This window comes from Paraburkholderia sp. RL17-337-BIB-A, from assembly GCF_046025895.1.
Classification (GTDB): domain Bacteria; phylum Pseudomonadota; class Gammaproteobacteria; order Burkholderiales; family Burkholderiaceae; genus Paraburkholderia; species Paraburkholderia fungorum_C.
On record NZ_JARESY010000001.1, the window covers coordinates 3,988,145 to 4,006,420 of the forward strand.

The 18,276-nt window shown below is 62.6% G+C and carries 15 protein-coding genes; all 15 read right to left on the reverse strand.

The genetic code is table 11. The features are described from left to right. Nucleotides 1-31 precede the first annotated feature (31 nt). The 15 genes from P0D84_RS17800 to P0D84_RS17870 all read right to left on the reverse strand — a co-directional run bounded on the left by P0D84_RS17800 (nt 32) and on the right by P0D84_RS17870 (nt 17,927). Complete coding sequence (locus P0D84_RS17800; protein ID WP_408338465.1) at nt 32-1,819, reverse strand: acyl-CoA dehydrogenase C-terminal domain-containing protein; 1,788 nt, start codon at nt 1,817-1,819, stop codon at nt 32-34. Nucleotides 1,820-1,918: 99 nt separating this feature from the next. Next, a complete protein-coding gene (locus P0D84_RS17805; RefSeq protein ID WP_179736094.1) occupies nt 1,919-2,518 on the reverse strand; it encodes a TetR/AcrR family transcriptional regulator in 600 nt (199 codons plus the stop codon). 227 nt (nt 2,519-2,745) lie between these two features. Beyond that, nucleotides 2,746-4,005 carry a cardiolipin synthase ClsB gene (gene clsB / locus P0D84_RS17810; protein ID WP_408338467.1) on the reverse strand — a complete coding sequence of 420 codons (1,260 nt, stop codon included), beginning with the start codon at nt 4,003-4,005 and terminating at the stop codon, nt 2,746-2,748. Next, the gene (nudB, locus tag P0D84_RS17815; RefSeq protein ID WP_408338469.1) at nt 4,002-4,505 is read right to left on the reverse strand and encodes a dihydroneopterin triphosphate diphosphatase; all 504 of its coding nucleotides are present in this window, start codon (nt 4,503-4,505) and stop codon (nt 4,002-4,004) included. Before nudB ends, clsB begins: the two co-directional genes overlap by 4 nt. 202 nt (nt 4,506-4,707) lie before the next feature. Further along, nucleotides 4,708-6,507, reverse strand: a complete 1,800-nt coding sequence (gene aspS / locus P0D84_RS17820; RefSeq protein ID WP_408338471.1) for an aspartate--tRNA ligase — start codon at nt 6,505-6,507, stop codon at nt 4,708-4,710. Between the two features lie 76 nt (nt 6,508-6,583). After that, a complete protein-coding gene (locus P0D84_RS17825; protein ID WP_408338473.1) occupies nt 6,584-7,237 on the reverse strand; it encodes a DUF502 domain-containing protein in 654 nt (217 codons plus the stop codon). Nucleotides 7,238-7,312: 75 nt separating this feature from the next. Further along, entirely contained in the window at nt 7,313-7,717 is a 405-nt protein-coding gene (locus tag P0D84_RS17830; protein ID WP_408338475.1) for an FmdB family zinc ribbon protein, read from the reverse strand. 262 nt (nt 7,718-7,979) lie between these two features. Then, a complete protein-coding gene (locus P0D84_RS17835; protein WP_408338477.1) occupies nt 7,980-8,603 on the reverse strand; it encodes a methyltransferase domain-containing protein in 624 nt (207 codons plus the stop codon). A 29-nt stretch (nt 8,604-8,632) separates the two neighbouring features. Then, the gene (ubiB, locus tag P0D84_RS17840; RefSeq protein WP_408338479.1) at nt 8,633-10,210 is read right to left on the reverse strand and encodes a ubiquinone biosynthesis regulatory protein kinase UbiB; all 1,578 of its coding nucleotides are present in this window, start codon (nt 10,208-10,210) and stop codon (nt 8,633-8,635) included. Nucleotides 10,211-10,225: 15 nt separating this feature from the next. Then, nucleotides 10,226-10,870: a ubiquinone biosynthesis accessory factor UbiJ gene (locus P0D84_RS17845; RefSeq protein ID WP_408338481.1), complete on the reverse strand. Its 645-nt coding sequence runs from the start codon at nt 10,868-10,870 to the stop codon at nt 10,226-10,228. Nucleotides 10,871-11,023: 153 nt separating this feature from the next. Then, nucleotides 11,024-12,016 (reverse strand): Tim44 domain-containing protein, encoded by a 993-nt coding sequence (locus P0D84_RS17850; protein ID WP_408338483.1) that lies wholly within the window; start codon nt 12,014-12,016, stop codon nt 11,024-11,026. 38 nt (nt 12,017-12,054) lie between these two features. Next, nucleotides 12,055-12,786 carry a bifunctional demethylmenaquinone methyltransferase/2-methoxy-6-polyprenyl-1,4-benzoquinol methylase UbiE gene (ubiE, locus tag P0D84_RS17855; protein WP_408338485.1) on the reverse strand — a complete coding sequence of 244 codons (732 nt, stop codon included), beginning with the start codon at nt 12,784-12,786 and terminating at the stop codon, nt 12,055-12,057. Between the two features lie 67 nt (nt 12,787-12,853). Beyond that, nucleotides 12,854-13,267, reverse strand: coding sequence for a gamma-butyrobetaine hydroxylase family protein (locus tag P0D84_RS17860; protein WP_408338487.1), 414 nt, complete (start codon nt 13,265-13,267; stop codon nt 12,854-12,856). Between the two features lie 87 nt (nt 13,268-13,354). Beyond that, nucleotides 13,355-13,783, reverse strand: coding sequence for an HIT family protein (locus tag P0D84_RS17865; protein WP_408338489.1), 429 nt, complete (start codon nt 13,781-13,783; stop codon nt 13,355-13,357). Between the two features lie 34 nt (nt 13,784-13,817). Further along, on the reverse strand, nt 13,818-17,927 hold the full coding sequence (locus tag P0D84_RS17870; RefSeq protein ID WP_408338491.1) for a DUF3683 domain-containing protein: 4,110 nt from the start codon (nt 17,925-17,927) through the stop codon (nt 13,818-13,820). Between the last annotated feature and the right edge of the window lie 349 nt (nt 17,928-18,276).

Here is an 18,276-nt window from a genome sequence, read left to right on the forward strand (position 1 = left end):
TGAAACGCGCGGCGCTTGTCTTGATGTGCGCTTAGAACAGCGCTTCGTCGACTTCCATCATCGACTTCGAACCCGCGCGCGCCTGACGGATCGTCATCGCCGTTTCCGGCAGCAGCTTCGCGAAGTAGAAGCGTGCGGTAGCGAGCTTCGCCTTGTAGAACGGATCGCCCGATGCTTCGTTGTCCAGCGCGATACGTGCCATGCGCGCCCAGAAGTACGAGAACACCAGGTGGCCGACGGTGCGCAGGTACGGCACGGCCGCAGCACCGACTTCGTCCGGGTTCTGCATGGCCTTCATGCCGATTTCCATCGTCAGCTTCTGCACCTTTTCGCCGATGTCGGCGAGCGGGTTGATGAACTCCTGCATCTCCGGCTTCACGCCTTCGGCTTCGACGAAATCCGCCACCAGTTTGCCGAACTTCTTCATCTTGGCGCCCATGTCGCCGAGGATCTTGCGGCCCAGCAGATCGAGCGCCTGAATTGCGTTGGTGCCTTCGTAGATCATGTTGATACGCGCGTCGCGCACGTATTGCTCCATGCCCCACTCGGCGATGAAACCGTGGCCGCCGTAAATCTGCATTGCGTGGTTGGTGCTCTCGAACGCGTTGTCCGAGAGGAATGCTTTCAGGATCGGCGTGAGCAGCGCGACCAGATCCGCGGCTTCTTTACGCACCGATTCGTCGGCGTGGGACAGTTCCTTGTCGATGTGTAGCGCGGACCAGTACGAGAACGCACGCGCGCCTTCTGCGTAGGCCTTTTGCGTGAGCAGCATGCGGCGCACGTCCGGGTGAACGATGATCGGGTCAGCGGCTTTTTCCGGCGCCTTCGGGCCGCTCAGCGAACGCATTTGCAGACGCTCTTTCGCATACACCAGCGAGTTCTGATAGCCGATTTCAGTCAGGCCCAGGCTCTGCATGCCAACACCCAGGCGCGCGGCGTTCATCATCACGAACATGGCGTTCAAGCCCTTGTTCGGCTCGCCGACCAGCCAGCCCTTCGCGTTGTCGAGATTGATCACGCAGGTGGCGTTGCCGTGAATGCCCATCTTGTGTTCGATGGAGCCGCACTTCACGCCGTTGCGCTCGCCCGGTTCGCCCGCTTCGTTCGGAATGAACTTCGGCACGATGAAGAGAGAAATGCCCTTGGTGCCCTTCGGCGCATCCGGCAGACGCGCAAGCACCAGGTGAACGATGTTCTCCGCGAGATCGTGTTCGCCGCTGGAGATGAAAATCTTCGTGCCGCTGATCGCGTAGGAGCCGTCGCTGTTCGGTTCGGCCTTGCTGCGCAGAATGCCGAGGTCGGTGCCGCAATGCGGTTCGGTCAGACACATCGTGCCGGTCCAGACGCCCGCGACCAGCTTCGGCAGATAACGTTGTTGCAGCTCCGGCGTGCCGTGCGCGTGCAGGCATTCATACGCGCCATGCGACAGGCCCGGGTACATCGTCCACGCCTGGTTCGCCGAGTTCAGCATCTCATACAACGCGTTGTTGACGAACGCGGGCAGGCCCTGGCCACCGTAGTCCGGATCGCAACCGAGCGCCGGCCAGCCGGCTTCCACGTACTGCTTATAGGCTTCCTTGAAGCCCTTCGGCGTGGTCACGACGCCGTCGCCGACGTACGTGCAGCCTTCCTGGTCACCGCTGTGATTGAGCGGGAACAGCACTTCGGAGCAGAACTTGCCAGCCTCTTCGAGCACGGCGTTGATCGTGTCCGCGTCGAGATCCGCGTGCTTCGGCATCTGCTTGATTTCGGCTTCGACGTTAAGCAGCTCGTGCAACACGAATTGCATGTCGCGCAGCGGCGCGGCGTACTGTCCCATGACTCTCTCTCCCAAGTTTGACAAGGAGCCAGGCTGTTAGCTGAGTCCGTGAATCGGATCGATCGGCGCCGCTCAATCTGTTCAGGTTAGGCGGCCCTGCTAACGGCTTTCGCTCTGATACGAAATAATCAGTTTTTCCAGCGCGGCCCACGTCAGACGCACTGCATCCGGCAAGTGCAGGAAGCGCGCGTCGTGATGCAGGCCGAGCGTGAAGCTGTACAGTTCGAACAGCATCAGCTGCGGATCGGTATCGGCGCGCAGATGCCCTTCTTCCATTGCCTGCGAAATCGCCCGGGTGAGCGCCGCGCGCCAGATCGTCACGCTCGACACCAGTTGCTCGCGCACCGGATTGTCCGCACGGTCGTCGTACTCGACGGCACCGCTGATGTAGATGCACCCAGTGGTGACTTCCTGAATGCGTTTCTCGATCCAGCGGGAGATCATCGCGCGCAAGCGCGGCAACCCACGAGGCTCGCGCAAGCTCGGGAAAAACACCTCGTCTTCGAAACGACGGTGATATTCGCGCACGACCTCGACCTGCAAATCCTCGCGCGACCCGAAATGCGCGAACACCCCGCTTTTGCTCATCTGCATGCGCTCGGCGAGGAGCCCAATCGTCAGACCTTCCAGTCCGTCGCGGCTTGCCAGATCGAGTGCTGCTTCGAGAATCGCGGCTCGTGTTTGTTCGCCTTTTCGCATAGCTTTTTACCGTTCTAATGTGACCGAAAGAAAAATCGAACGGCCGTACTATTATTGAGTGCCGCCGTCCGCGAAACAAGGACTTTATTAGAAACCGGTTTCTAACCCGGTTCCAATTCTGCTGCATCCGTCAATCAGAGGAAGGAGATTTTTTAGAGGCGTTTGCCTTCTTTTGCTTCCTTTCATGGACGCCACACCTTTGCGCTTATGTGAGAGTGGAGCGGGCGCTAGTCATAGCCACCCACCGTCAACAGCTTCATCACGGTCCGGTAGGTCGTGTAGGCCAGCCAGTTGAGGGCGCGCTCGCCCGCCGGACGGGCGTCGTAGCGCGCCTCATCGATCCGGCGTGAATCCTTGAACGCGACGAGGATCGCTTCACGCAGCGCGTCGATCGAGGGGTCGTTCACCAGCACGACGTTGGCTTCGTTGTTGAGCATCAGGCTCAACGCATCGAGGTTCGAGGAGCCAACGGTCCCCCAGTTCGAATCCACCACCGCGACTTTGCCGTGGAGCAGGGTTTTCTCGTACTCGGCGATCTGCACGCCTGCTTTGAGCAGGGCGCGATACAGAAACGGCACCGCGTAATCGAGCGCCTTGAACTCCTTGCGCCCGATGATCAGCTTCACCTCGACGCCGCGCCGCGCCGCGAACACCAGCGCCCGTCGCAGCTTGCGGCCCGGCATGAAGTACGGGTTGGCCAGCAGCACTTCGCTGCGCGCCTGGCCGATCGCGGTCAGATACGCTTTTTCGATGGCGCGGCGGTTGATCAGGTTGTCGCGTGCGACGAAGGCCACGCACGGCTGTCCGCCGGCCCAGAGCGCCTCGTTGCGGTTGCGGCGCCGGCGGCGCAAGGTGCCGAGCGACGCCATGACCTTCGGCCCGAGATCGGGCTCGAGGGCCTCGGGCGGCCGATGCCCGAGGCGGATCCGCCGCCATTGCACCTCGAACGCCTGGCGGACATCGGCGACCACCGGCCCATGCAGCTCCACCGCGAAATCCCAGCGCCGGTACGGCAGCTTCTCGCCGTTGTTCTCGTATTCGTCAACGATGTTGATACCGCCGCAATACGCGAACTGATCGTCCACCACCGCGATCTTGCGGTGCGTCCGCGAAAAGCCGAAGCGGCCGAACAGGTGCGGGTTGTAGATGCGATGGTCGATGCCCGCAAGCGGCCATTCGTCGAACATCTGGAGGCGAGCCGTGCCGATGCCGTCGGTGATCACGCGCACCTTCACGCCGCGCGACGCGGCGCGCATCAGCGCGGCGCCGACGGCCTGGCCGGCACTATCGTTACAGAAGATATAGGTTTCGAGAACCACGTCGCTCTGCGCCGCGTCGATGCGTTCGACGAGCGCGGCGAAGAACTCGTCGCCGGAGCGCAACAGCTTGACGTCGTTGCCGCTGGTGAAGCGGTAGCGCTGCCAGTAGCGGCGGCCGAGCAGCGATTGCCGGAGTCGCGCGAAACGGCGCGCGCCGCCGACGCTCACCGGGCACGCTCCCTGGACTGCCCGCCATCCGGGCGCCCGGCGAGCCGCTTCGGCAATTGCAGGATCGCATCCGCATTCGACGATGAAAAGCAGCGCGACGCCGCCTCTTCATACGGCAACCACAGGAACGCGGTGTGTTCGCGCGGCGCGAGCGTCACTTCGAGCTGTTCGGGCACTTCCAGGCTGAACCAATGCTCGGTGTTGTGGATCACGCCTTCGGCATAGCGATGCCGGAACTGCGGGTAGATCTCATATTCGATCGAGTACCGCCAATCGAACAGCGCGCTGTGTGGCACCAGCGCACTGCCGACCACGATGCCGGTTTCCTCGACCACCTCTCGCGCGGCCGTCTCGATGAAGGGTTCGTCGAGCTGGTCTTTCGAGCCCGTCACCGACTGCCAGAAACCTGCATGGTCGGCACGCTCGATCAACAGCACGTCCAGCGCGGGCGTATGGATGACGACGAGTACGGATTGCGGGATCTTCGGCGGTTTCGGCATGGCTTGAAAACTGGGCGCAACGCTTGGCGCGCTACATGTCGGCGAGTGGTCCAATGAGCGGTCGAGACCGGTTGCTGCGACTGTAACGCAAAAAACGAAAAAGGCGCATCGCGCCTTTTTCGTTTGCTTGAAACTGCCGATGTTCCGGCAGCTTTGACCTGCTCGACCCTTCTTACCCCGGCCGGTGCCCTAGGTTGGTACCTTAGACCTTCGGTTCCGGCTGACGCAGACGGATGTGCAACTCGCGCAGCTGGCGCTCGTCCACTTCGCTCGGCGCCTGCGTGAGCAGACACTGCGCGCGTTGCGTCTTCGGGAACGCGATCACGTCGCGGATCGAATCGGCGCCGGCCATCATCGTGATGATGCGGTCCAGACCGAATGCGATACCGCCGTGCGGTGGCGCGCCGTATTGCAGCGCGTCGAGCAGGAAGCCGAACTTGGCTTGCGCTTCTTCCGCGTTGATCTTCAGCGCGCGGAACACCTTGCTCTGCACTTCTTCACGGTGAATACGCACCGAACCGCCGCCGATTTCCCAACCGTTCAGCACCATGTCGTAGGCCTTCGCGAGGCAGCGCGCCGGATCCGTTTCCAGATACTCGAGGTGCTCGTCCTTCGGGCTCGTGAACGGGTGATGCGCGGCGACGTAGCGGTTGTCTTCCTCGTCGTACTCGAACATCGGGAAGTCGATCACCCACAGCGGCTTCCAGCCGCTTTCGACCAGACCGTTGGCCTTGCCGAATTCCGAATGACCGATCTTCAGACGCAGTGCGCCCAGGCTGTCGTTCACCACCTTCGCGCGATCCGCCGCGAAGAAAATGATGTCGCCGTCTTGTGCGCCGGTGCGCTCGATGATCGCCTTGACCGCTTCGTCGTGCAGGTTCTTGACGATCGGGCTTTGCAGACCGTCACGGCCCTTCGCCACTTCGTTGACCTTGATCCATGCCAGGCCCTTCGCGCCATAGATACGCACGAATTCCGTGTAGCTGTCGATGTCGCCACGCGAGAGCTCGCCGCCCTTCGGCACGCGGATCGCCGCGACGCGGCCGTCTTTCGTGTTGGCCGGCGTGCTGAATACCTTGAAGTCGACGTCCTTGACGGCGTCGGTCAGGTCCGTGAATTCGAGCTTCACGCGCAGGTCCGGCTTGTCCGAACCGAAACGGCGCATCGCTTCCGAGTACTCCATGACCGGGAATTTCTCGGCCAGTTCGACGCCGATCGTTTCCTTGAACACGTGACGGATCATCGCTTCGAACAGATCGCGGATTTCCTGTTCCGACAGGAACGAGGTTTCGCAGTCGATCTGCGTGAATTCCGGCTGACGGTCGGCGCGCAGGTCTTCGTCGCGGAAGCACTTGACGATCTGGTAGTAACGGTCGAAGTTAGCGACCATCAGCAGTTGCTTGAACAACTGCGGCGATTGCGGCAGCGCGAAGAACTGGCCCGGGTTGGTACGCGACGGCACGAGGTAGTCGCGCGCGCCTTCCGGCGTGCTCTTGGTGAGCATCGGCGTTTCGATGTCGATGAAGCCCAGCGAGTCCAGGTACTTGCGCACTTCGATCGCGACGCGGTAGCGCAGACGCAGGTTGTGCTGCATCTGCGGACGGCGCAGGTCCAGCACGCGGTGCGTGAGACGCGTGGTTTCCGACAGGTTGTCGTCGTCGAGCTGGAACGGCGGCGTGATCGACGGGTTCAGCACGATCAGCTCGTGGCACAGCACTTCGATCTTGCCGCTTTTCAGCGAGGCGTTGGTCGTGCCTTCCGGACGGGCGCGAACCACGCCCTTGATCTGCAGGCAGAACTCGTTGCGCACGCCTTCGGCAGTCTTGAACATCTCCGCGCGATCCGGATCGCAGACGACCTGAACGAGGCCTTCGCGGTCGCGCAAGTCGATGAAGATGACGCCGCCATGGTCGCGACGGCGGCTTACCCAGCCGCACAGCGAGACGGATTGGCCCAGCAGTTCTTCGGTCACCAGACCGCAGTATTCAGATCTCATCGACATGATGTTTGTCTTTCGTTTTGCATTGGTTGAACGGCGCGCAGCAATCAAACACTGCGTGAAACGCTGCGCACCGGCATTACAGCGGAGGCTCGACTGTCGTGCGGCGCACCGGCGCCGGCGGCGCGGACGGCGCCACGACGCCCATCGAGACGATGTACTTGAGCGCAGCGTCGACCGTCATGTCGAGTTCGATCACTTCGCTCCGAGGCACCATCAGGAAGAAGCCGGACGTTGGGTTCGGCGTAGTCGGCACATACACGCTGACGTGATCTTCTTTCAGGTGGTTGATCACGTCGCCGCCCGGAATGCCGGTCAGAAACGCAATCGTATAGGAACCGCGGCGCGGGTACTCGATCAGGAGTGCCTTGCGAAACGCATTGCCGCTGCTCGACAACAAGGTGTCCGACACCTGCTTCACGCTGGTGTAGATCGGGCCGACCACCGGAATGTGAGCAACCACGACTTCCCACCACTTCACGAGCTTCTGCCCGATGAAGTTTTGCGTCAACAGCCCGACGACAAAGATGAACGCCAGCGTCAGCACCGCGCCAAGTCCTGGCAAACGGAAGCCGAACAGGCGTTCCGGTTGCCATGCGCTCGGCAGCAGCAACAGCGTCTGGTCCATCGTGCCGATGATCAGGCCGAGCACCCACAGTGTGATAGCCAGAGGCACCAGCACCAGCAGGCCCGTCAGGAACACCGATTTGAGCGTCGTTTTTTTCGTCGTCATGTGTACCGCCAGAAAGCCGCGCGAACCGATACTCGACGCGCGGCGTGTGCGCCGCCCCTGAGGGCGGCAGTCCCACTAGGCGCTGCCGGAACCGCTCGAACTCGCCGATGCGGCGGGCGCGGCAGCAGGCGCGGCGGGCGTTGCGGCGGCGCCCGATGAAGCGGCGGCGGCCGTGCCGTTGGCCGAAGCCGTGTCGGATTTCGCTGCGCCGTTGTTCCCGGCTGCGGCGTTCTCACCCGAATTCGCATTCGAGCCGCCATTCGCGTCGGGCTTGGCCGGCGCGCTCGCGCCGCTATTGCCGCCGCGAAAATCGGTCACATACCAGCCGGAGCCCTTCAACTGGAAACCGGCTGCAGTCACCTGCTTGCGAAAGGTGTCTTTCGCGCACTCGGGACACTGCGTCAACTGGGGGTCGCTCATCTTCTGAAGCACGTCCTTCCCGAAGCCGCATGACTCGCAACGATAAGCGTAGATCGGCATGAACTTTTCCCTACTGAAATCTTGTAAACGCTTGCAAAGCCTTGAATTATAGCCGCATATGGCTCATCACCCGCGAATTTCGGGGACCAGCGCCAGGCGCAGCCGCCATTTGCCTAGATTGGGGCGGCCGATCTCGAATCAAGTGCGCCTTAAGCCGCCGCCACTAGATGTTGACGCTGATTCGTCCTCGTCATGGCTCGCGCCTCGAACCCGATCAGCTGGCAGAACATCGCGGCCACCGGCGCACGCGGCGGCGGCGCGATCAATCGCGACGGCGCCAGGTCATCCAACGCTCGCGTCCGGCGAAGACGGCAATCGAATCGTTCACGGCTTCATCTTCGATCAGATCGAAGTGCGGCGTGAGCAACGCCTCGAGTTCAGCGCGCTCGATGCCAAACGGCGGCCCTTTCGGCGTCGCGCCGATGAAATAGAACCCCGCCAGCAACGCGCCGCCGGGCAACAACTCGGCCATCCGTTGCGCGTAGTCCGCACGGCGCGCCAACGGCAGCGCGCAAAGGAACGCGCGCTCATAAATCCAGACCGGCGTGAATGGCGGCTCGTAAGTGAAGAAGTCAGCCTGCTCGACCAGTTGCGCATGCTGCGCGCCCAATTGCTCGCGCGCGGCCGCCACGGCGGCCGGTGAGAAATCGATCGCCCGAACTGGATTGCCTTGCCCGGCCAGCCACCGCGCCTCGTAGGCACTCCCACAACCAGGAATCAACACGGCAGCGCCGCTGTGCCGGCTGACGAACGACTGGAACGCCGCCGGCACGCCAGCCTGATCCCATGGCATGAAACGGCGCTCGAAGCGTTCGTCCCAGAACTCAGGCGAGTTGGGGTCGCGCGTCGCAAAATCTGGCGCGGAAGGCTGGGTCGGGTCGCTCATGACATGCCTCATGTGGATCAGGATCGGGTTCACCCGCCGTAAACGAACGCCAAAAACGCCCGCGCCAGCACCGCGCCCACACCGACCGCCGCGCCGAACAGCAGCAGCCCTTGCAGCAACCGGTTGGTGCGCTTCTGTTCGAGCAGAATCTGGCGAATCATGTCGTCGTTCGCGCCGCGCGTGTTGTCGTGACGCGCAGCCAGCACGTGATGGATCAGGCGCGGCAACTGCGGCAGCGTCTTGCTCCACTGCGGCGCCTCGATCTTCAGCCGTTCGTACCAGCCGCGCAGACCGATCTGCTCGTTCATCCAACGTTCCAGATAGGGCTTGGCGGTCTTCCACAGGTCCAGTTCAGGATCGAGCGAGCGGCCGAGCCCTTCCACATTCAGCATGGTTTTTTGCAGCAGCACCAGTTGCGGCTGGATCTCGACGTTAAAACGGCGCGAGGTCGAGAACAGCCGCATCAGTACCTGACCGAGCGAAATATCCTTCAACGCGCGGTCGAAATACGGCTCGCACACCGCGCGGATGGCGCTTTCCAGTTCTTCGACGCGGGTAGTGGGCGGCACCCAGCCTGACTCCAGATGCAGCGTGGCGACGCGATGGTAGTCCCGCTTGAAGAAAGCGAGGAAGTTCTGCGCGAGGTAATTTTTATCGAAGTCCGACAGCGCGCCGATGATGCCGAAATCCAGCGCGATATAGCGGCCGAAGTGCGCCGGATCGAGGCTCACCTGGATGTTGCCCGGGTGCATGTCGGCGTGGAAAAAACCATCGCGGAACACCTGGGTGAAGAAAATCTCAACGCCTTCACGCGCCAGCTTCGGAATGTCGACACCCGCCGCGCGCAGCGTCTCCACCTGGCTGATCGGCACGCCGACCATGCGCTCCATCACCAGCACCGTGGGCGTGCAGAACTCCCAGTACATTTCCGGCACGAGCAGCAGATCGAGCCCGGCGAAGTTGCGGCGCAACTGGCTGCCGTTGGCCGCTTCGCGCATCAGATCGAGTTCGTCGTGCAGATACTTGTCGAATTCGGCGACCACCTCGCGCGGCTTCAAACGCTTACCGTCGGCCCACAGCCGCTCGGCCCATACGGCGATGTCGCGCAGCAAGGCCAGGTCGGAGTCGATCACCGGCAGCATGTTCGGCCGCAACACTTTCACAGCGACCGCTTTACCCGCGTGCTGCCCTGCTTTCACCCTCGCGAAGTGAACCTGCGCGATCGACGCGCTTGCGACCGGCACCCGCTCGAAATCGTCGAACAGCACGTCGACCGGCGCCCCGAGCGACTTCTCGACCAATCCGATCGCCACCGCCGAATCGAACGGCGGCACCTGATCCTGCAGCTTGGCCAGTTCATTGGCGATGTCCACCGGCAGCAGATCGCGCCGCGTGGACAGCACCTGGCCGAACTTGACGAAGATCGGCCCGAGGCTTTCGAGCGCGAGCCGCAAGCGCACGCCCGGCGGTGCGTCGAACTTGCGACCGATCGTCGTGATACGCAGCAGCAGACGCACACGCCGGTCGTTGACGCGGCTGAGCATCATCTCATCGAGACCGAAGCGGATGACCGTGAAGAAAATCTTGAGGAAACGCAGAAAACGCATAGTTGTGCCCGGTGACTAGCGCGTGCCGCGCAACGTGGCGGCGCCGCCCGGCGCATTGGCGCCGCGGGCTTCGACCTTCTGTTCAAGACGCTCGATGCGCTTCTCCACGCGCGCCAGGGCGTCGCGGGCGCGGGCCAGTTCGACGTTGAAATCCTCCAGCGCGGTGCGCCGCACCAGTTGCGGATTTTCGTCGAGCAGATATTCGGCGACGGTGTCGAGCAGATTGCGCCCGGTGCGCCGCGCGTGTTCGCCGACCGTGCGCACGACCGACGCGACCCGCCACGCCGGACCGTCGCCGATCAGCCTGGCCAGATCCTCTTCCGGCTCCCAGCGCAGATGTTCGGCGAGCTTGGCGATCACCGTCGCGAACTCCGCGTCACCGTCGATCTTGACATGCTTCATCACGGCGGCCTGGCCGCCTTGCACGAAAGCCGGCAGCGCGTCGGACGGCACTGAGATGGTCACATCGAACTGTTGCGCCTCGGTTGCCTCGACCGCGCTCAGGTAGCCGTCCGGCTGCACCAGCAGCATCAGCACGACGGGCGGACAAGACAGGCTGGCGGTCTTGCCCGCGTAAGGGGCGAGACGCTCGCGAGCCCACGATTCGCGGGCGAGCAGATGATTGACAGCAGCAGCGAAGGGCTTGGCGGCGAGGGTCATTGAAAGTGGCAAGAAAAAACCCGCGCAGGCGAGGTGCCCGCGCGGGTTCCCATTGTAACGTCCGTTCGCTTCGCGGCTTGCTACGCCGAACGGCCAATCCTGTGCGCAGAATCAAGGCGGGCAGGACTGCTCTGTCTCCGCCCTGCTACTGCTTCAGTGCTGCGCCACCTGCTGAATACCGGCCAGTAGCCAGCCTTCGCCCGGCCGGTTCGACTTGGTCAGGTTCCAGACCTCGACGAAAGGCTCAGCCGCCGCACCCGCCGATTCGCGGATCAAGCCGGAGAAGCGCACGCTGGCGAAGTATTCGGTCGCGCGCTCTTCAACACCCAGCAACTCCGCGTTCAGTTGCACCACGTCGGTCTGATTGGACTCGGCACCGCGCGAGGTCAGATCGACCTTCACTTCGGCGAACATTTCCGGCGTGGTGAATTCGCGGATGTCTTCCGTGTTGCCGACGTCCCATGCAGCTTGCAGCCGCACGAAGTACACCTTGGCGTTGCGCAGGAACGCTTCCGAATCGAAGCCGGCCGGCACTGCCGGAACAGCATTGACGGACGGCGTGGTCAGCGGGTTGCCTTGCGGTTCGAGATACGAGCCGGAGGGCGGCGCGCTGTAGCGCGGTTCCTGCGAATAGCCGGTGTTGCCCGCATTCAGCGACGGCGAGCTGCCCGCGTACGCCGGTTGCGATGTGTCGCGCTTGCGGCCCATGAAGCGGCGGATCAACCAGATGCCGATCATGGCGATGATCGCAATCACGATGATGTTGGCCATGGCGCCGGCAAACGCGCCGCCCAGCCCGAAGTGCGACAACAACGCAGCGATACCCAGACCGGCCGCGAGACCGGCGATCGGGCCAAGCCAGCGCGAGCGGTTAGGCGCGGCGGCCGGAGTCGGCGCGGGCGCCGGGGCCGGCTGGGCGCGCTGCTGCATGGCCTGATTGCTTTGGGAAGGTTGCGACGGGGCGGATTGCTGCTGAACCGTATTCGACTGACGGCCAAGACTACGGCCACCGCCCATGCGGCGAGCTTCCGCATCGAGCGAGGCGAGAGAGCCGGCCATGATCAGACCGACCATCGCGATCAGTCCGATTCTTCTCACCAACGACCGCTTAACCTTACGGAGAGATAACACACCTGAATCGGACATTTTCGTACTTTCCTTTAAAAATCTATGGGTTAGGAACCCTAGTATTTGGTCCCCACATGTAAAGCTACCACGCCAGCTGACAAATTGTAATATTTGACGCCGTCCAGGCCCGCTTGTTCCATCATTGTTTTCAAAGTTTCCTGGTCCGGATGCATCCGGATCGATTCCGCCAGGTAGCGGTAGCTATCGGCGTCTTTCGCAAAACGGTCGCCAAGCCACGGCAATACCTTGAAAGAATAGACGTCGTAGACCTTTTTGAGCGGATCCCACACCTTCGAAAATTCCAGCACCAGCAGACGGCCTGCCGGCTTTAGCACGCGGCGCATTTCCGCCAACGCGACATCCTTGTGCGTCATGTTGCGCAAGCCGAATGCCACGGTCACCACGTCGAAGTAATTGTCCGGAAAGGGGATTTTCTCAGCGTCGCAGAGCAGCGCCGGGGTAATGACGCCCTTGTCCAGCAGGCGGTCGCGGCCGACGCGCAGCATCGATTCGTTGATGTCGGTATGCCAGACTTCACCGGTTTCGCCCGCCTGTTTCGCAAATGCCTTCGACAGATCGCCCGTGCCCCCCGCGATATCGAGCACCTTGAAGCCCAGCCGGACGTTGGCCTGCGCGATCGTGAACATCTTCCACGCCCGGTGCAACCCGCCCGACATCAGGTCGTTCATCAAGTCGTAGTTGGAGGCGACCGAGTGGAACACGCCCGCCACCTTCTGCGCTTTTTCCTGCTCGTCGACCGATTGAAAGCCGAAGTGGGTTTTACTCATCGCGCTCGTCCTTTCGCGTATTCTGAAATGTTGCGCCGCATCAGTGCGGCGACCAGGGCGAATCGTATCAGTGACAGTGCCCGTGCGCAGCGCCCGCTACGGCCATCGGCGCGTCGCGGTCGACACCGGCCGCTGCCAGTTTGGCGAGATAGTCGCGCCAGAGTTCATCCTGACGAACGGCCATGTCGTGCAACAGGTCCCAGGAATAGATGCCGGTGGCATGCCCGTCGGAGAAAGTCGGCTGCAACGCGTAGTTGCCGACGCCTTCGATCATCGTGATCGTGACGTCACGCTTGCCCGTTTGCAGGGTTTCCTGGCCGGGCCCGTGGCCCATCACTTCCGCCGACGGCGAGTACACGCGCAGCAGTTCGAACGGCAGGCGATACGATTCGCCGTTTGCGTACTGCAATTCGAGCACGCGCGATTTGGAATGCACGACCACGCCGGTCGGCACCGGGGTATCGGGAGTCAGTCCACTCATATTGACCTCATAAGAACACGCCAGGCTGCCCCGGGTTTGCCGCCCCGCTCGAAGGCCCCCGGCGCCAGGCGAGAGATTCAGCGGCGCTCAGCCAAGAGCCCGTTCGATTTCCTGTCTCACCGCTTCGCGCAACAGCGTAGCTTGCGCGCGGCGCGCCGACAGCATGGCCTCGGACACCGTGCGCTGGCGCGGCGCCCAGATGGGCAGGGGAAAATGCGCGTCGTTCGAATAACGCGGAATCACATGCCAATGCACGTGCGGCACCTGGTTACCCAGGCTCGCCAGATTGACCTTGACCGGTTGCATGATGCGCCGCATCGCATGTTCGACCGCGTACACGGCGTTCATCACGCGATCGCGGTCGCTTCCGGCGAGATCGGAAAACTCGGCGATATGCTTGTTCCAGATCACTCGGCAGAAGCCCGGGTAATCGTGTTCGTCGGCGAGGACGACACGCAAGGTGTCGTCCTGCCACAGCACATCACCGCCATCTTCACGGCAAAAAACGCATTCCATCGTCGTCCTCAGGCAAAAATCGTCAGTGGTGCCATTAAACCAGCACGCGCTCGATTCCGCCATTGTTCGCCCGTTGGACGTAATCCGCCATCCAGTCTTCGCCCAGCACGTGACGCGCCATTTCCACGACGATGTAGTCCGCCTCGGTGCCCGTGTCCTCGTTGTAGCGCGACAAGCCTTGCAGGCAGGACGGGCAGCTGGTCAGGATTTTCACGTCGGTGGCGCCGTTGGGTTGCGGCCCGTCGCCGGCCTTGAGCACGGAACCGTTCGGCGCGCCCGCCGCGCCGGCCGATGCATTGGCCGGATTGATCGCGTTGGCGCCGGCTTCGGCCGCCAGCGGAGCGCCGCCCGGCGGAATACCGCGCAGCTTGGCCGCGCCCTTGCGCATTTCCTCTTCCTTGCGGAAGCGGACTTGCGTCGAAATATCCGGGCGCGTCACCGCGAGCGTGCCGGATTCACCACAGCAACGGTCATTCTTCTCGATCTTGTAGCCGTCGTTCTCCGAGCCCATCAGCTGATTGACGAGCTTGACCGGATCCATCGTCTTGATCGGCGAGTGGCACGGGTCGTGGTACATGTAACGCACGCCGTTCACGCCTTCGAGCTTGATACCTTTCTCCAGCAGAAACTCGTGGATGTCGATGATCCGGCAGCCCGGGAAGATCTTCTCGAATTCGTAACCGGCGAGCTGGTCGTAACACGTGCCGCACGACACCACCACCGTCTTGATGTCGAGATAGTTCAGCGTATTGGCGACGCGGTGGAACAGCACGCGGTTATCCGTGACGATCTGCTCGGCCTTGTCGAACTGGCCTGAGCCGCGCTGCGGATAGCCGCAGCACAGATAGCCCGGCGGCAACACGGTTTGCACGCCCGCCTCCCACAGCATGGCTTGCGTCGCCAGACCGACTTGCGAGAACAGCCGCTCCGAGCCGCAGCCCGGGAAGTAGAAGACCGCTTCCGTATCGGCGGTGGTCGTCTTCGGATTGCGGATGATCGGGACGATCTTGTTGTCCTCGATGTCCAGCAGCGCACGCGCGGTTTTCTTCGGCAGGTTGCCCGGCATCTTCTTGTTCATGAAGTGGATCACCTGCTGCGTGACCTTCGGCTTGCCGACCGTGGCCGGCGGGTGCGCCGTCTGCTTCTTCGCGAACTTCTTCAGCACGTCGTTGCCGAGGCGCTGGGCTTTATAGCCGATGCCCATCATCGCGGTGCGCGCGAGATTGATGGTCTGCGGATTGGTGGCGTTCAGGAAGAACATGCCGGCCGCGTTGCCCGGATTGAACTTCTTCTTGCCCATCTTGCGCAGCAGGTTGCGCATGTTCATCGTCACGTCGCCGAAGTCGATCTTCACCGGGCACGGCGTCACGCATTTGTGACAGACGGTGCAGTGATCGGCGACGTCGTTGAACTCGTCCCAGTGCTTGATCGACACACCGCGGCGGGTCTGCTCTTCGTACAGGAACGCCTCGACCAGCAACGAGGTGGCGAGAATCTTGTTGCGCGGGCTGTACAGCAGGTTGGCGCGCGGCACGTGGGTCGCGCACACCGGCTTGCACTTGCCGCAACGCAGGCAGTCCTTGATCGATTCCGAAATCGCGCCGATGTCGGACTGCTGCATGATCAGCGATTCGTAGCCCATCAGGCCGAAGCTCGGCGTGTAGGCGTTGCGCAGGTCGGCGCCTTCGAGCAGTTTGCCCGCATTGAAGCGGCCATGCGGATCGACGCGCTGCTTGTAGGCGCGGAATTCGCCGATTTCCTCGTCGGTCAGGAACTCGAGCTTGGTAATGCCGATGCCGTGCTCGCCGGAAATCACGCCGTCTAGCGAACGCGCCAGCTTCATGATGCGCGCGACCGCCGTGTGGGCGTCCTGCAGCATCTCGTAGTTGTCGGAGTTGACCGGCAGGTTCGTATGGACGTTGCCGTCGCCCGCGTGCATGTGCAGCGCGACAAACACGCGGCCACGCAGCACCTTCTTGTGGATCGCCTGCGCTTCTTCGAGGATCGGCTTGAATTCGCCGCCGTTGAAGATCTGCCGCAGTTCGGCGCGGATCTCCGCCTTCCACGACACGCGCACCGTACGGTCTTGCGTGATATGGAACACGGTCGCATCCGGCTGCGCGTCGACGCGATCGGCGAACTTCTCCGCCAGCCCTTCGTAGCCGAGGCCGACCAGATAGTGCTGCGCCTCGCGCAAGGACAGATCGAGCTTGTCGCGCAGGAATTCCCAGCGAATGCGCACCTTCTTCAGCAGATCGAGCGCCTGTTGCACGCGATCTTCGAGCAACTCGGCGCTCGGGATTTCATTGGCGTCGTCGCTCTTGCCGAGCGGCAGCTTGCCGCCCTTGAAGAACGCCTCAAGCGCGTCGACCAGTTGCAGCTTGTTCTTGATCGACAGTTCGATGTTGATGCGCTCGATCCCGTCGGTGTACTCGCCCATGCGGTCGAGCGGGATCACCACGTCTTCGTTGATCTTGAACGCGTTGGTGTGCTTCGCGATCGCGGCGGTACGGCTGCGGTCGAGCCAGAAACGCTTGCGCGCTTCGGCGTTGACCGCGACGAAGCCTTCGCCGCTCTTGCCGTTGGCCATGCGTACCACTTCCGAGGTGGCTTGCGCCACCGCGTCCGCATCGTCGCCGACGATGTCACCGATCAGCACCATCTTCGGAAACGCGTTGCGCTTGGACTTGGTCGCATAACCGACCGCGCGCAGATAACGCTCATCCAGATGCTCGAGGCCGGCGAGAATCGCACCGCCCTGCCTTGACGTTTCGAACAGATAGTCTTTGATTTCGACGATGCTCGGAATCGCTTCGCGCGCCTGGCCGAAGAATTCGAGGCAGACGGTGCGCGTATGCGCCGGCATCTTGTGCAGCACCCAGCGTGCCGACGTGATCAGGCCGTCGCAACCTTCCTTCTGCACGCCCGGCAGGCCGGCGAGGAATTTATCGGTAACGTCCTTGCCCAGCCCTTCCTTACGGAACACGCGGCCCTTGATGTCGAGCGCTTCCGTGCGCAGCAGCTTTTCGCCCGGCGCGTGGCTGCCGTCGAACCACTTCAGCTCGAAACGCGCGACTTCGATGTCGTGGATCTTGCCCATGTTGTGGTCGAGGCGCGTGACCTCGAGCCAGTTCCCTTCCGGGTCGACCATGCGCCACCAGGCGAGGTTGTCGAGCGCCGTGCCCCACAACACCGCTTTCTTGCCGCCCGCGTTCATCGCGACGTTACCGCCTACGCAGGATGCATCCAGCGAGGTCGGATCGACCGCGAACACGAAGCCGGCCTGCTCGGCCGCTTCGGTCACGCGGCGTGTGACCACGCCCGCACCGGAGAAAATCGTTGCCACCTTGCGGTCAACACCCGGCAGTTCGGTCATTTCGACCGCACCAAGTTGCTCGAGCTTTTCGGTGTTGATGACGGCCGAGAACGGCGTGAGCGGCACTGCGCCGCCCGTGTAGCCCGTGCCGCCTCCGCGCGGGATTACGGTCAGACCGAGCTCGAAACACGCCTTGATCATGCCGGCGATCTCGGCTTCGGTATCCGGCGTCAGCACGACGAACGGGTACTCGACGCGCCAGTCGGTCGCGTCGGTCACGTGCGAGACGCGGGACAAGCCGTCGAACTTGATGTTGTCCTTTTCCGTAACCTTGCCCAGCACCTTGTTCGCGCGGCGGCGCAAATCGAAGGTCTTCTGGAACTCGCTTTCGAAATCGTCGACGGCACGACGCGCAGCGGCGACCAGCGTTTCAACGCGCGCGGCCCGATCGACGCCAGCTTCATCGCCATGCTCGACCAGATCGGCGCGGCGGCGCTTTTCGATCTCGCTCAGACGGTGGTGCAGCGCCTCGATCAGCAGCGCGCGGCGCTTTGGATTGTCGAGCAGGTCGTCTTGCAGGTAAGGATTGCGGCGCACGACCCAAATGTCGCCGAGCACTTCGTACAGCATGCGCGCCGAGCGGCCGGTGCGGCGTTCCGCGCGCAATTCGGCCAAAGCCGCCCAGGCCTCGTCGCCGAGCAGACGGATGACGATCTCGCGGTCGGAAAATGACGTGTAGTTATAGGGAATTTCGCGCAGACGCGCTTCGGGATCGGCGGCCACCGCAGTGGCGGCCCCGTGCGGATCGAAAACTTGAGGTGCGTTCATGTTCGGACGACTCGGTGGGTCAACCAGGCGCGCTCATCGGTGAGGCGCCGGCTGACGGTGCGCGTGGCGCGCAATGCTGGAAATCTTCTAGGGGAGCGAAGCGCAACCGACGGTCTACCCACATCGATCGCTTCACGGCGCTCAGAGACAGCTACACGATCGTGCCTGACGGACGTGACGCTCCGCCGCGGGACAAGACTCACGCGGGACGGGCATCAAATGGGCGATCCGAGGCTGCCAGTGCATCTTCCGATCCTTATTCCAAAATGGAATTCTACCCCATGATCCAGCCGCGCGTTGACGCCTGAAATCGGGTCTGTGGCGGGAATTCGAGCGTTTTTGCGCTGAA

Excerpts from the sequence above, each read along its gene's own strand:
- aspS (WP_408338471.1), bottom strand. The coding sequence starts at position 6,507 with ATGTCGATGAGATCTGAATACTGCGGTCTGGTGACCGAAGAACTGCTG.
- ubiE (WP_408338485.1), bottom strand. The coding sequence starts at position 12,786 with ATGAGTAAAACCCACTTCGGCTTTCAATCGGTCGACGAGCAGGAAAAA.
- P0D84_RS17865 (WP_408338489.1), bottom strand. The coding sequence starts at position 13,783 with ATGGAATGCGTTTTTTGCCGTGAAGATGGCGGTGATGTGCTGTGGCAG.
- P0D84_RS17830 (WP_408338475.1), bottom strand. The coding sequence starts at position 7,717 with ATGCCGATCTACGCTTATCGTTGCGAGTCATGCGGCTTCGGGAAGGAC.
- P0D84_RS17800 (WP_408338465.1), bottom strand. The coding sequence starts at position 1,819 with ATGGGACAGTACGCCGCGCCGCTGCGCGACATGCAATTCGTGTTGCAC.
- P0D84_RS17845 (WP_408338481.1), bottom strand. The coding sequence starts at position 10,870 with ATGACCCTCGCCGCCAAGCCCTTCGCTGCTGCTGTCAATCATCTGCTC.
- P0D84_RS17870 (WP_408338491.1), bottom strand. The coding sequence starts at position 17,927 with ATGAACGCACCTCAAGTTTTCGATCCGCACGGGGCCGCCACTGCGGTG.
- P0D84_RS17850 (WP_408338483.1), bottom strand. The coding sequence starts at position 12,016 with ATGTCCGATTCAGGTGTGTTATCTCTCCGTAAGGTTAAGCGGTCGTTG.
- P0D84_RS17825 (WP_408338473.1), bottom strand. The coding sequence starts at position 7,237 with ATGACGACGAAAAAAACGACGCTCAAATCGGTGTTCCTGACGGGCCTG.
- nudB (WP_408338469.1), bottom strand. The coding sequence starts at position 4,505 with ATGCCGAAACCGCCGAAGATCCCGCAATCCGTACTCGTCGTCATCCAT.
- P0D84_RS17805 (WP_179736094.1), bottom strand. The coding sequence starts at position 2,518 with ATGCGAAAAGGCGAACAAACACGAGCCGCGATTCTCGAAGCAGCACTC.
- ubiB (WP_408338479.1), bottom strand. The coding sequence starts at position 10,210 with ATGCGTTTTCTGCGTTTCCTCAAGATTTTCTTCACGGTCATCCGCTTC.
- P0D84_RS17860 (WP_408338487.1), bottom strand. The coding sequence starts at position 13,267 with ATGAGTGGACTGACTCCCGATACCCCGGTGCCGACCGGCGTGGTCGTG.
- P0D84_RS17835 (WP_408338477.1), bottom strand. The coding sequence starts at position 8,603 with ATGAGCGACCCGACCCAGCCTTCCGCGCCAGATTTTGCGACGCGCGAC.